The 12,949-nt window shown below is 57.6% G+C and carries 8 protein-coding genes; 6 read left to right on the top strand and 2 right to left on the bottom strand.

The genetic code is table 11. The annotated features are described in order from the left end of the window. Positions 1 to 93: 93 nt before the first annotated feature. The gene (locus GSUB_RS06775; protein ID WP_040199885.1) at positions 94 to 2,082 is read left to right on the top strand and encodes a methyl-accepting chemotaxis protein; all 1,989 of its coding nucleotides are present in this window, start codon (positions 94 to 96) and stop codon (positions 2,080 to 2,082) included. Between the two features lie 55 nt (positions 2,083 to 2,137). Here the strand turns inward: GSUB_RS06775 and GSUB_RS06780 are convergent, their stop codons facing one another. Together GSUB_RS06780 and GSUB_RS06785 are read right to left on the bottom strand one after the other, a co-directional pair. Further along, the gene (locus tag GSUB_RS06780) at positions 2,138 to 3,142 is read right to left on the bottom strand and encodes a cation diffusion facilitator family transporter (RefSeq protein ID WP_084211821.1); all 1,005 of its coding nucleotides are present in this window, start codon (positions 3,140 to 3,142) and stop codon (positions 2,138 to 2,140) included. Between the two features lie 9 nt (positions 3,143 to 3,151). Beyond that, positions 3,152 to 3,646: a hypothetical protein gene (locus tag GSUB_RS06785; protein WP_040199887.1), complete on the bottom strand. Its 495-nt coding sequence runs from the start codon at positions 3,644 to 3,646 to the stop codon at positions 3,152 to 3,154. A gap of 348 nt (positions 3,647 to 3,994) precedes the next feature. On the opposite strand from GSUB_RS06785, the gene mutS reads away from it, so the two are divergent. The 5 genes from mutS to GSUB_RS06810 all read left to right on the top strand — a co-directional run bounded on the left by mutS (position 3,995) and on the right by GSUB_RS06810 (position 12,928). Continuing rightward, positions 3,995 to 6,610 carry a DNA mismatch repair protein MutS gene (mutS, locus tag GSUB_RS06790; RefSeq protein WP_040199888.1) on the top strand — a complete coding sequence of 872 codons (2,616 nt, stop codon included), beginning with the start codon at positions 3,995 to 3,997 and terminating at the stop codon, positions 6,608 to 6,610. Between the two features lie 19 nt (positions 6,611 to 6,629). After that, a complete protein-coding gene (locus GSUB_RS06795) occupies positions 6,630 to 7,916 on the top strand; it encodes an N-acetylmuramoyl-L-alanine amidase (protein WP_040199890.1) in 1,287 nt (428 codons plus the stop codon). A 33-nt stretch (positions 7,917 to 7,949) separates the two neighbouring features. Then, positions 7,950 to 10,658 (top strand): [protein-PII] uridylyltransferase, encoded by a 2,709-nt coding sequence (glnD, locus tag GSUB_RS06800; RefSeq protein ID WP_052464676.1) that lies wholly within the window; start codon positions 7,950 to 7,952, stop codon positions 10,656 to 10,658. Positions 10,659 to 10,666: 8 nt separating this feature from the next. Beyond that, positions 10,667 to 11,554, top strand: coding sequence for a site-specific tyrosine recombinase XerD (xerD, locus tag GSUB_RS06805; protein ID WP_040202206.1), 888 nt, complete (start codon positions 10,667 to 10,669; stop codon positions 11,552 to 11,554). A 165-nt stretch (positions 11,555 to 11,719) separates the two neighbouring features. Continuing rightward, on the top strand, positions 11,720 to 12,928 hold the full coding sequence (locus GSUB_RS06810) for a cofactor-independent phosphoglycerate mutase (RefSeq protein WP_040199891.1): 1,209 nt from the start codon (positions 11,720 to 11,722) through the stop codon (positions 12,926 to 12,928). Positions 12,929 to 12,949 lie beyond the last annotated feature (21 nt).

Below are 12,949 nucleotides of genomic sequence, written 5' to 3' on the forward strand. Positions count from 1 at the left end.
CTACCCCTAATGAATAAAATCTGACCATTTGTTTCCACCCGAGCTGAGTGGACATTGGATTCTCAGATTTTTTTAAGGGAAACGGGAGCCTTGATGGATATGGAACGCAATATCGACCGGAAGTTTCTCTACGCAGCCGGCGGGGTTATGCTCGGCATTCTCGCCCCTATCGGTTGGCTGATTCTGCACCCGTTGCTCTTCTGGCGTTCCGGCCAGGGGTTCTGGGAACAGTTTCTAAGCCATCTTTTCGCAGGCCCGGAAAATACAGCTCTTTACTTGTATATGGGGGGCGGGACCGCGGTTGTTCTCGGGGCGTTCGGCTTCTTTATCGGCAAATCGAGCCAACAGATTCACCAGCGCGCTCAGCGCCTGGATGAATTGAACCAGGAAGTGGCTCTGCAGAAAGAAGATTTCGAGCGTCGCTTTCGGGACCTGAACGGCAGCATCAAGAGTTTTCACGGCATCAACGCCAACATCCAGAAGACCGTGGTTGCCGACGAGGTGCTTGACCTGGCCGCTGAAGGACTCCACCGCATTCTGAATTACGACCGGGTGAATATCTTTCTCGTCGATAACAAGGAGAAGGTGATGCACTGGGCCGGCAGTCGTGATGGAGAGGATGAAACCCATAATGAGGAGTTGCCCGATATCCCTCTTGACCCAAGAGCGGGCGCCCTTTACCACGCGGTGACCGAATCCCGCATAATCTTCGTCGACAATGCGCGGACCATGCCGTCTGAATATCACCTGCAGCCTCCCATGAGCGAGATGTCTAAACTGCGTTCGCGCAGTTTCATTCTCTGCCCCGTCATCGTCAACGACGAGGTGGTCGGCCTGTTTGCGGTGGACAATAAGAAGAAGCAGAAAAACCTTGATGAAACCGATGTGGATACCGTCAAGCTTTTTGCTGACCAGGTTTCTTCGGCGCTGACCAAGATAAACCTGATCGGCGCGGTCGAGATATTGATCGGTGAGTTGAACAAGACGTTCCAGGATTTCGCCAAGTATCGCGAAGAATATTCCAAGCTGATCTCTTCCCTCAAGCGGGCGACCGCCTCCACTGCCGCGTCCATTACCGAAATCGTCAGCGGGGCCGATGTGGTGCGCGATGCCGTCAACAGCACCCAGTCTGCCTCCAGCGAGATTTCCGTTTCCATCGAGCAGGTTTCCCAGAACATGAAACTGCTGACCGATTTCATGGAAAACTCCATCTCGGCCATGACCGAGATTTCCACGACCATCAAGAACATTCAGGAAAACGGCGCGGTGTCGCAGGAGATGTCGGAGACGGTCAAGAAGCAGGCTGAAGAAGGCGTCAAGTCGGTCACCGACACCATGGCCGGTCTGCAGGGGATCTCCACCTCCGTCAAGGACGCTTCCAGCGTGATCTCGTCGCTGTCGGAAAAGAGCGAGCAGATCGACCACATTACGACGGTGATCAACGAAATCACCCAGAAAACCAACCTGCTGGCCCTCAATGCCGCGATTATCGCTGCCCAGGCCGGTGAGCAGGGGCGCTCCTTCGGTGTTGTCGCCGAGGAGATTCGTGGACTCTCTCAGGAAACAGCCAGTTCGACCGGTGCCATCACCCAGATTATCCACGAGATCAAGGAGTTCACCGAGCAGGCGGTCGGACATATCGGCAAAACCAGCGACTGGGTGGCCAAGGGGATGGATCTCGGCCGCGGCACCGAAAGTTCACTGCGGCGGATTCTTGACAGCGCCAGCAACGCCATGGGCATGTCCCGTGACATCCGCAAGGCGACGGAAGAGGTCTCCCATAGCGCGGAATATGTCAGCCAATCGATCGAGGAGTTGGGCGAGATGGCTTCGCAGGTCTCGCTGGCTTTCCGCGAGCAGGCGCAGGGGACGCGCAGCATCGTTCAGTCGATCGAAGAGATCAAGAACATGGCCGACGACATGGTTGTTGCCACTGCTCAGCAGGAGAAAGACACGCGTGAAATCGAGAAAGGCGTGGACTCGGTGCAGACCATGGCGGACAGCATCTTCGGCGAGATGGACGAGCGCCGGAGGCAGAGCCAGGACGTGGTCGAGCGTTTGGAGCGACTCAAGCAGAGCTGATTCACTTCAGGCGACCGGACATAGATCAGGTCGGGAAAAGTTCAGGAGGGGCTTCTTATGAGGCCCCTTTTTTTGTGGAATCGGTGGTGTCGAGGAACGGGTCACGGTGTCCGGGGACGGCTTTTGCCGCTGCAGCGAGATGGGGGCATTTCTCGCGGATGCCGACGCAGCTTTCGTCTTCGCAGGGCTCGACGTGGATGGTCACATCGGCATCGTGGACCTCTTCCTCGATGCGTTTCTCGAGATGATCGGCAATATTGTGGGCTTCCTTGACGGTGAGGAGCTTGCAGACCGTCAGGTGAAAATCCATGATCTTTCTGGATCCGGCGCGGCGCGTGCGCAGGTTGTGGTAGTCCAGATAAAGCCTGCCATGATCGGCAATCAGGCGTGAGACTTCATCCTGGATGGAGAGCGGCAGCTGCTCGTCGAGAACATCGCTCAGCCCGTGGCGGACCAGGCGCACCGCTTCGCTGATGATGTAGATGGCGATAAGGATGGAAAGAACCGGGTCCAGCCAGCTCATGCCGGTCAGCTTGATCAGGATCAGCCCCAGCAGCAGCCCGGCGTTGGTGTAGACATCCATGGAAAAATGCAGCGAGTCAGCTCTCAGGGCGGAGGAGTCCGTCTCGCGTGCAACGCGCTTGAGGTAGCGGCTGATGGCCCAGGATGCGACAATGGATCCGGCCAGGACGATGATGCCTCCTTCGATGCGCGAAATCTCGGGACCCCGCGCCAGGCGCCGGGCCGATTCAAAAATGATGGCGCCGCCGGAAAAAGCGATGATCGTACTCTGGATGAGGGTTGCCAGGGTCTCGTATTTGCCGTGGCCGAAAGGATGTGTTTCATCGGCGGGTTGCTCCGCCTTCTTGATGGCGACCAGGTTCACCGCCGACATCAGGATGTCGAGCAGAGAGTCCACCGCCGACGAAATAACCGCCATGGAACCTGTAGCCACGCCCGTGACCAGTTTGACGGCGCTGAGGGCGGTGGCGGTGGCGAGGGAGAAGTGCGCCGCACGGATTTTTCGGGCGCCTGAGGTGCGGGGGGCTGAAGAAGTCATGGCGGCAGGTCAGTCAAGCGCGCAGGCGCGATTCCAGTCGGGATAGTTATTTTCGATCTCCCAGAAACTGTCGATGCGCTGCTGGTAAAAGTTTCGATCTCGGCATGTTTGTTCGATTTCTTCTGCCAGCGCCGGCCGGCATTTTCCATGCGCGGCGCAGAAATGGTAAAACAGGACCGTGCCGTCGAGCTGTCGATTCAGTTCTTCCATATTCGGTTCAACATTTTTGACAATATACCAGTTGCCGCCGAACTGACGCAGGCGGCGCGGGTCGATGCGAAAAATATTTTCGCGCCGGTCCGCAATGATGAAGTCACGCAGAAAATAGTCCGCACCATAGGTCAGAGCCGCGGCATCTTCCGGCTCGAGGTTGCGTGATTCAACCAGGTCCCGGTAAAAAAGACGCAAAAATTTCTTGCATAACTCATCGACGCGGATTTCGTCATCAAGCGTATTGACGTTGAAGTTTTCTATGTCGAACAACTTGTCCTCTGTGGTGGTCATGCGTTAAGCTCCCCGGATTGAATTCTGATGGCGTCGCAAAAAGTCCGCCCTACGGCGTTACGGCGTTTTTTCAGGATCTCGACATACCTGATGTATGCCTTCGCCCCTGAAAAACAACCAGGCCTTGTAATACGAAATTTTTGCGAGTGCATCAATTTTTGCCGTTATTGTGCGCGGCTCGGCTCCGCGGGTCAAGCCATTTGCCGACAAAGTTCGTGGATTCGGACATTTACAACGTTTGACCGACTTGGTAGGATGATAGGGTTTAACCTCTGTTCAACGTCTTGATTCCGTCCGGCTCTGCAGGGCGGAACGGGAGCTGTCATTATCGCGAAAAAGGTAGTTTCTATGGCCGGCAACACCCCCATGATGCGTCAATACCTGGAGATTAAATCCCGCTATCCCGACGCGATTCTCTTTTTCCGTTTGGGCGATTTCTATGAGATGTTCATGGATGACGCGGTTGTTGCCTCCCGAGTACTGGGTCTGACGCTGACTTCCCGCAACAAGAACGCGGAAGATGAAGTCCCTCTGTGCGGAATCCCTTATCACAGCAGCCAGGGGTATGTCGCGCGCCTGATAGAGAACGGCTATAAGGTGGCGATCTGCGAGCAGGTCGAAGACCCCCGTGAAGTCAAGGGACTGGTTAAGCGTGAAGTGGTCCGGGTGGTGACCCCTGGGCTGGTTCTCGATGGCTTCAACCTGCAGCCGAAAGAAAATAATTTTCTGCTGGCCCTGCACAAGGGGGATGACCAGATGGGAATTTCCTGTGTTGATATCACCACAGGCGAGTTCCGGGTGCTGCAGTGTCGCGACATGGATCAGGCGCGCAGCGAGCTGCTGTCTTTTGATCCGCGCGAGGTTCTGCTCGATGACGGCGATCGTGGCGAGCAGGTGCTGAGCGATCTTGCTCCGGTTCTCGATGGCCGTCTGGTCAATCGACTGCCCGAATGGATTTTCGAGGAGGATCGTGCGCGCAGACTGCTGCAGGATTTTTTCTCCGTTTCAAACCTGTCAGGTTTTGGCTGCGATCATCTTGATACGGGCATCTGCGCTGCCGGCGCCGTGCTGCATTACCTGCAGCAGACCCAACTGGGCGACATCGGGCATCTTCGTGCCCTGACTCCGCACTCCTCAAATCAGTATCTGGTCCTCGATGCGGCGACGCGGCGCAACCTGGAACTGACATCCACTTTGCAGGACGGGCGCAAGAAAGGTTCTCTGCTCGGCGTCATGGACCGAACCGTAACCGCCATGGGGGGGCGCAAGCTGCGCCACTGGATCAGCTATCCTCTGACTGATTGCGCGGCTATTTGGGCGCGTCTTGAGGCGGTGGATGAGGCACGTCTCAGAAGTGATGAGCGCGAACGGCTGCGTATGGCGCTGGACGGAATCTACGACCTGGAGCGCCTCTCCGCCAAGGTTGCCATGGGGAGCGCCGGGGCAAAGGATCTCGTCGCATTGAGAACATCGCTCGAACGTTTGCCGCAGATCAATGATATTGTGCAGGGCTTTGAGGCGCCTGTGCTCAAAGAGGTGGCAGGCGATCTCGATGTGCTCGAAGATGTGGCGGAGCTGATCGGGCGCGCCATTGTGGATGATCCCCCTTTCGTTTTGCGCGAAGGCGGCTTGATTCGCGACGGCTTCGATGCCGACCTCGATGAGCTGCGCGTGATCAGCCGGGAAGGCAAGGGGTGGATTGCCCGGATGGAGCAGCAGGAACGGGAGAGAACCGGAATCGGCTCGCTCAAGGTTCGCTTCAACAAGGTTTTCGGCTATTACATCGAGGTGACCAAGAGCCACCTGTCCCGGGTGCCCGAGGAATATCAGCGCAAGCAGACCCTGGTCAACGCGGAGCGCTTCATCACGCCTGAGCTCAAAGAGTACGAAAACAAGGTGCTGGGCGCCGAAGAGCGCATTGTCAGTATTGAGTACGATCTGTTTCAGGAGGTGCGGCAGCAGGTGGCCCTGCAGGGCGCGCGCCTGCAGAATACCGCCGAGGCACTGGCACGGCTCGACGTCATTCTGGCGCTGGCGGACCTGGCCCATGAAGCCGATTATGTGCGTCCCGTCGTGGATGACGGCACTGCAATCGAGATCGAGGACGGCCGTCATCCGGTGGTGGAGCGTGTCAGTCCCGGCGAACGTTTTGTGCCCAACGACGTGCGTCTTGATACCGAGGACGACCAACTGCTCATCATCACCGGCCCCAATATGGCCGGCAAGTCGACTTTCATGCGGCAGGTGGCCTTGATCACGCTGATGGCCCATGTAGGAAGCTTTGTGCCGGCACGTTCGGCGCGCATCGGCCGTGTCGATCGGATCTTCACCCGTGTCGGCGCCAGCGACAATCTGGCTTCAGGTCAGTCGACCTTCATGGTGGAAATGACCGAAACCGCCAACATCCTCAATAACGCCACGCCCCGCAGCCTGATCATCCTCGACGAAATCGGCCGTGGGACATCGACTTTTGACGGGGTCAGCATTGCGTGGGCGGTGGCTGAGTTTTTGCATGACAACAAAAGGGTGGCCGCGCGCACCTTATTCGCAACCCACTATCATGAACTGGCCGAATTGGCCGTGACCCGCGAGCGGGTTAAAAACTATAATGTGGCCGTACGCGAGTGGAACGATGAGGTCATCTTTCTGCGCAAGATCGTCAAGGGCAGCGCCGGGCACAGCTACGGGATTCAGGTCGCACGGCTTGCGGGAATTCCGGCAGCGGTTGTTGAGCGCGCCAAGGAGATTCTGCGCAACCTTGAATCCGGCGAGTTCAGCGACGAGGGGCAGCCCCGCCTGGCGCGCGAGAGAAAGCGTTCCCGACCTCAGGCGAGCTCTCCACAACTTTCTCTTTTTTCATCCGGCGACCAGGAGTTGCGCCGTAGGCTGGAAGAGGTCGATGTGACGGTTCTGACCCCCCTTGAAGCGTTGAATATTCTTGATGATCTGAAGAAAATGCTCTGACTCCGGAGGGCACCAAGGCATGGCGATGAGATTCCATTCATTTTTTTGCTTCACGATAAACCGCAGCGTACGCATCCTTTTCAGTGTGCTGCTACTGGCCTTCTGCTGGCTCAATCCCGTCTCGGCTGAGGCGGAGAGTCCCGCACAGATTGTGAATCTGCGCCATTGGACCAATCCGACCTATACGCGGGTCGTGCTGGATCTGTCGCGCACGGCAGACTATAAATACAACGTCCTTCCCGGGGATGCGTCTAAAGGACTGAGCCCGCGAATCTATCTCGACATCCCCGACTCGACGCGAGACCTGGCGGTTTCACCCGTTGTTGAAATCGAGGATGGCCTGTTGCGCAGGGTCCGCTTCGGGACTCCGGAACCCGGCCGGACGCGGATGGTGATTGATCTCGTGACCTCCGCTGACTTCAAGGTGTTTCATCTTGAAGACCCCTACCGCATCGTGATCGATATCGGCGGCAATCAGAAGCCGGTACTCAGCGCCCGGTCGCCGGAGATTCGCAACAGCCCGCCTGGCCGGGGCAGCGACGCTTTGGCCGAGGTGTTGGGGCGAAACGCCGCGCCGGCAGCGAAAAAAAGGCCTTCGCCCGCCAACAATGAACGTTCCGGGTTGCGTCGCATCGTGGTCGACCCCGGGCATGGCGGCAAGGACCCGGGCGCCGTGGGCCCCAATGGCGTGCTGGAAAAAGACATTACCCTGGCCATGGCCAAATTGCTCAAGAAACAGCTCGAAAAGGATATCGGCTGCGAGGTCATCCTGACCCGCGACCGGGATGTCTTTCTTCCCCTGGAGGCGAGGACCGCCATTGCAAACAAAGTCGGCGCCGATCTCTTCATTTCTCTGCATGCCAATGCCAGTCATCATCGCAGCGCCCACGGGACCGAGACCTACTACCTCAACCTGTCAAAAAATGATCAGGCCGCAGCCGTGGCAGCTCGTGAAAACGGTACGACCCTTAAGGAAGTGGGCGACCTGGAAGCGATCCTGTTCGACCTGATGGCCAACGCCAAGATCAATGAATCCGGCCGGCTGGCGGCAGAGATTCAGAAGTCGATGGTTTCAAGGCTGAGCCGCAAATACAGCAATATCAGGGACCTCGGCGTGCGACAGGGACCGTTCTACGTTCTTCTGGGGGCGACAATGCCGTCGGTTCTGGTCGAGGCCGCCTTCATCAGCAACCACCGCGAGGAGGCGCGCCTGGTCACCCAGGATTTTCAGCAGAACACAGCTCTTGCCATCTCTCAGGCGGTGCGTAATTATGGCGTCGCCCTGGAGCTTCTTGCGCAGCGCTGATCGGTTTATTGTTTCTGACGATGGAAAATTTTCATGACTATTGCCCCTCTGGTCATTGACCCCATCACCTTTTTCCCTGTTCCTGAATCTGTGCCGAAATCCGTGGTTTTTTCTTCCTGGAGGCCTGAGCTGCTCGATGCCGCTCAGGCTTATCTGGATCATTACCTGGATGCGATTCAGACTCGCCACCGGCAGGGAGCCAGCGGGCGCGAGGTGGTCGGCGAACTCACCCGCATGTTCGATATCCTGGTTCAGACCTTGTTCGAAGCGGCCACAATCGATCTCTCCCCCGCTGGTTTCGGCGCCTGTACCCTGATTGCCCTCGGGGGATATGGACGTGGCGAGATCAACCCCCGTTCCGACCTCGACATCATGTTTTTCTATGGCGGGCGGGATCGCGAATTCGCCGAAAAAATCTCTGAACGCATTCTTTACCTGCTGTGGGATCTTGGCCTCGATGTGGGGCACAGCATCCGCACCGCCAAGGATTGCCTTGATCACGCCGATCGCGATCTGACCGTGCGTACCGCCCTGATCGATTCACGGTTTCTGGCCGGCGACAGCGCCTTGTACGCCCGCTACCAGAAGGAAGTGCTGGCGACGGTGTTGAGCAAAAACACCCAGCAGTTCATCCGCAACAAACTGGAGGAGAATAACAAGCGTCGGGAAAAGTACGGCAGCTCGGTTTATCTGCTTGAGCCCAATATAAAGGAGGGCGAGGGGGGCTTGCGCGACCTGCATACGGCGGTCTGGATTGCCCAGGTCAAGTACAAGGCCAAAAATCTCAAAGATATGGTGATCAAGGGGGTGATCACCGAAAGCGAGCAGCGCGCCTTTGAAGATGCCTATGATTACCTGTGGCGCATCCGCAACGAACTGCACTTTATCAGCACCCGCAAGAGCGATCAGATGCATTTCGACCAGCAGGAACGCATCGCCCGTTTTCTCGGTTATAGAAGCAGCCGGCGCGCCCTGGCGGTCGAGCAGTTCATGCAGGATTATTACTACCGCGCCACCGAAATCGAGCATCTGTCATCCTCCCTGGTTGCCCGCATTCAGCAGCTTGACAAGCCCACTTCGCGCCTCATCGGCGCTTCACGCAGACGCCAGCTCGACCCCTATTTTTATATTTTAAGGGAGCAGCTGCGCGTCAGGGGAGAAGAGGTCTTCCAGCAGGATCCCTCCAAAATGATGCGCGCCTTTATGCTCAGCCAGTACCATCAGGTTCCGCTGAGCCTTTCTTTAAAGGGGCTGATCCGGGACAACCTTCACCTGATCAACGACAAGGTGCGGCGCACGCGGACAATCAACGAGCTTTTTCTTGACATCCTGCGCTCCAGGCGCGGTGTCAGCGAAGTGCTGCGCGAGATGCACCACCTGCAGTTCCTCAACCGCTTCATCCCTGAATTCGGACGTATCTTCTGCAAGGTGCAGCATGACCTCTACCATATCTATACTGTCGACACGCATTCCATCTTTGCCGTCGAGGAAGTTCTCAAGCTGCGCAGCGGTGAATACGGAGAGGAACACCCCATCCTGACGCGGATCGCCAACGACATCGAAAAGCCGGAACTGCTCCTGCTTGCGGTGCTGCTGCATGATATCGGCAAAGGGGAGGGCAAAGACCACAGCAACAAAGGGGCGGCCATGATGCCCACCATTGCGCGGCGCATGGGACTCAACAGGGAAGACAGCCGACGGCTTGAATTCCTGGTACGCCATCATCTGACGATGGCGCATATCTCTCAGCGCCGCGATCTGCACGACGATCACATGATTGTGCAGTTCGCCCGCACCATGGAAATGAGCGAAAACCTCAAGATGCTCTACCTGCTGACGTTTGCCGATCTCAAGGCGGTCGGCCCCGACGTGTGGAGCGACTGGAAGGGGATGCTGCTTCAGGAACTGTACGAAAAAACCTACCAGGTGCTTGAGAAGGGGAACTTCGCCTTCGAAAAACGCTCGGAGAAGCTGCGCAACCGCAGGCGAGCCGTGGTTCGGGCCCTGGCGGACGAATTGGGAGAAAAGACCGTCAAGGAAGACCTCAAAACCATGAGCACGCGGTATCAGATGTCCTACGACTCCGCAGAGATCGCTGAACACCTGCGCCTGGTCCACAGCCGCGGGAAAAAGACCCTGGCGCTCAAACTCGAACACGACTACCAGCGCGGGTTTACCGAGGTGTCGATTACGACCCTGGATGTGCCGGGGCTTTTTTCCATGATTACCGGGGTCATGGCGGCCAACGGCATCAACATTCTCGGCGCGCAGATCCATACCCGCAAAAACGGCGAAGTGCTCGATATCCTGCAGGTCAACAGCTCCGCCGAAGATGTGATCGATGATCCCGAGAAGTGGCACAAGGTCGAGCAGGACCTGGTGATGGTCATCGAGGGGCGCGGAGACGTGGAGCAGCTTGTCGTTCGCCGTCAGCCGCCGGCGTTCATGACCGACAAACCCCGGCCGCGCTTTCCAACCAAGGTGGAAATTGACAATAACGTCTCACCCGAGTATACCGTCATCGACATATTCGCCCACAACAAGGTGGGTCTGCTCTACAGCATTACCCGCACCCTCAAGGACCTGGGCCTGTACATCGGCGTTTCGAAAATTTCCACCAAGGTTGATCAGGCCGCCGACGTTTTCTACGTGCAGGACATTTTCGGGCAGAAGGTGATGCAGGAGGAGAAAATCGAGGAGATCAAAACTCACCTGCTTCAATCCCTGGAACGTGAGATTTGACTTTTATCATGGAAGAACTGCTGGACCATTTCATGAATTTCCTTGCCGTCGAGCGGGGGCTTTCAAGCAACACCCTGGAGGCCTACGGCCGCGACCTGGCCCGCTACCTCGACTTTCTGGAGGGGCGCAGGCTGAACGACCCCGATAAGATCGGCGCACAGGACGTCATGGACTACCTCGAACATCTGCAGGCCCTGGGTCTGGCGCCGCGCAGTCGCACGCGTGCGCTGGTAGCGTTGCGGATGTTCCACAAATTTCTGCTCGCGGAACAACTGGCTCAATTCAATCCGGCTGCGCGCATCGAATCCATGAAAATGATGCAGAGTCTGCCCACGGTGCTTGCGCCCAAAGAGGTTGAACGGCTTCTGGAAGCACCCCGCGGCTATCATCCTGTGACTCTGCGGGACCGGGCCATGCTCGAACTGCTCTATGCCACCGGACTGCGCGTCTCTGAACTGGTGGGGCTTCGGCTCGGAGATGTTCAGGCCCAGATCGGCTGCGTGCGCACCATCGGCAAGGGGCGCAAGGAGCGCCTGGTGCCGGTGGGGGAAAATGCCCTGTCGGAACTCGAATCCTACCTGCACAATGGCCGGCCTGCGTTGGAGAAAGGGCGCGGCAGTTCGGTGGTTTTTCTGAACCGCTCCGGGCAGGGGTTGACACGTCAGGGATTCTGGAAGATGATTAAGCGCCGTGCCCTGGAGGCCGGTATCCGGACGGACATCACGCCGCACACGCTGCGCCATTCCTTTGCGACACATCTTCTGGAAAACGGTGCCGACCTCAGGGCGGTCCAGGCCATGCTGGGACATGCGGACATCTCCACGACCCAGATTTATACCCACGTCACCCGTGAGCGGCTGCGCCGACTGCATGAGCAGTTCCACCCGCGAGGGTGACCGGGAAATAGCGGGAATTGCACTTTGTCAAATAGAGCATTGTTTCAACTTGCGAAAAATTTTGAACAGTTGAGAGCGGCCCCCTGGGGATGAGTAGGTTCTTCCCGCGCATTCTCACACTTCACGCCTCACCCCTCACTGGTTTTAAAAAAACAAGAGGTCATCATGAAATACATCGTTCTGCTTGGTGACGGCATGTCGGACGAGCCGCTGGTGGAACTTGGCGGACGCACGCCGCTGGCCAAAGCGGATACCCCCAATATGGACGCCCTGGCTCGCCAGGGTGAAATCGGCATGGTTCATACGGTGCCGGAAGGATTTCACCCCGGCAGTGATGTGGCCAACCTGTCTGTTTTCGGTTATGACCCGCGAAACTGCTATACGGGGCGCTCTCCGCTTGAGGCGGCCAGCATGGGGATCGAACTGGGGCCGGAAGATGTCGCTTTCCGGCTCAACCTGGTCTGCCTGACCCCTCATTATGGGAAAATCTACATGGAAGATTTTTCCGCCGGCCATATCTCCACCGAGGAAGCCGGGGAGTTGATCCGCGAACTCGACAAGGAGTTCGGCGGCGGGCCGTTCGAATTTCACGCCGGCGTTTCCTACCGCCACCTGATGGTGTGGCGCGGCGGGCGTGACGATATGGTGTTCACGCCTCCTCACGATCTGACCGGGCAGAGTATCGAGAACGATCTTCCCCGCGGCGGGGAAGGCGCGCAGGAGTTGGTCAATCTGATGACTTCCTCACAGCTTCTGCTCAATAACCACGCGGTCAACGTGCGGCGGGAAAAGCAGCGGCTGCTGCCGGCCAACTCCATCTGGCTGTGGGGACACGGCAAGGTTCCCCAACTGGAGACTTTTGCAGATCGTTTCGGGGTCAGCGGCGCGGTTGTGGCAGCGGTCGACCTGATCAAGGGAATCGGAATATCCGCCGGGCTCGATGTGATCGAAGTCCCCGGCGCGACCGGCTACCTCGACACCAATTACCGCGGCAAGGCAGAATTTGCATTAAAGGCCCTGGAGAGTCGCGACTTTGTCTATCTCCACGTGGAAGCGCCTGATGAGGCATCCCACTCGGGCCAGATCGACGAAAAGATCAAAGCCATCGAATCCTTTGATCGCGAGGTGGTGGGGCCGGTACGCAAGGGGCTTAAAGAGAAGGGGCCGCACCGCATTCTGCTGATGCCCGATCACCCGACGCCGGTCAAGAAGATGACCCACACCAATGACCCGGTGCCGTTCGCTCTCTACGATTCCGAGGCGTCCCCCGAACCGAACCCCCGCGTGCGCGGTTACAACGAGGAGTCCGCCAAGCGGGCGGACAATGTTCTGGTGGACGGTTTTCGCTTGATCGAGAGATTGATTCGAGGCTGATGCCCTCTGCGTGCGGGATTT

Origin of the sequence: Geoalkalibacter subterraneus (genome assembly GCF_000827125.1) — a bacterium.
Classification (GTDB): Bacteria; Desulfobacterota; Desulfuromonadia; order Desulfuromonadales; family Geoalkalibacteraceae; genus Geoalkalibacter_A; species Geoalkalibacter_A subterraneus.

Bases quoted from the DNA above. Each gene is read 5' to 3' on its own strand.
- xerD (WP_040202206.1), top strand. From the start codon at position 10,667: ATGGAAGAACTGCTGGACCATTTCATGAATTTCCTTGCCGTCGAGCGG.
- GSUB_RS06780 (WP_084211821.1), bottom strand. From the start codon at position 3,142: ATGACTTCTTCAGCCCCCCGCACCTCAGGCGCCCGAAAAATCCGTGCG.
- GSUB_RS06785 (WP_040199887.1), bottom strand. From the start codon at position 3,646: ATGACCACCACAGAGGACAAGTTGTTCGACATAGAAAACTTCAACGTC.
- mutS (WP_040199888.1), top strand. From the start codon at position 3,995: ATGGCCGGCAACACCCCCATGATGCGTCAATACCTGGAGATTAAATCC.
- GSUB_RS06775 (WP_040199885.1), top strand. From the start codon at position 94: ATGGATATGGAACGCAATATCGACCGGAAGTTTCTCTACGCAGCCGGC.
- GSUB_RS06810 (WP_040199891.1), top strand. From the start codon at position 11,720: ATGAAATACATCGTTCTGCTTGGTGACGGCATGTCGGACGAGCCGCTG.
- GSUB_RS06795 (WP_040199890.1), top strand. From the start codon at position 6,630: ATGGCGATGAGATTCCATTCATTTTTTTGCTTCACGATAAACCGCAGC.
- glnD (WP_052464676.1), top strand. From the start codon at position 7,950: ATGACTATTGCCCCTCTGGTCATTGACCCCATCACCTTTTTCCCTGTT.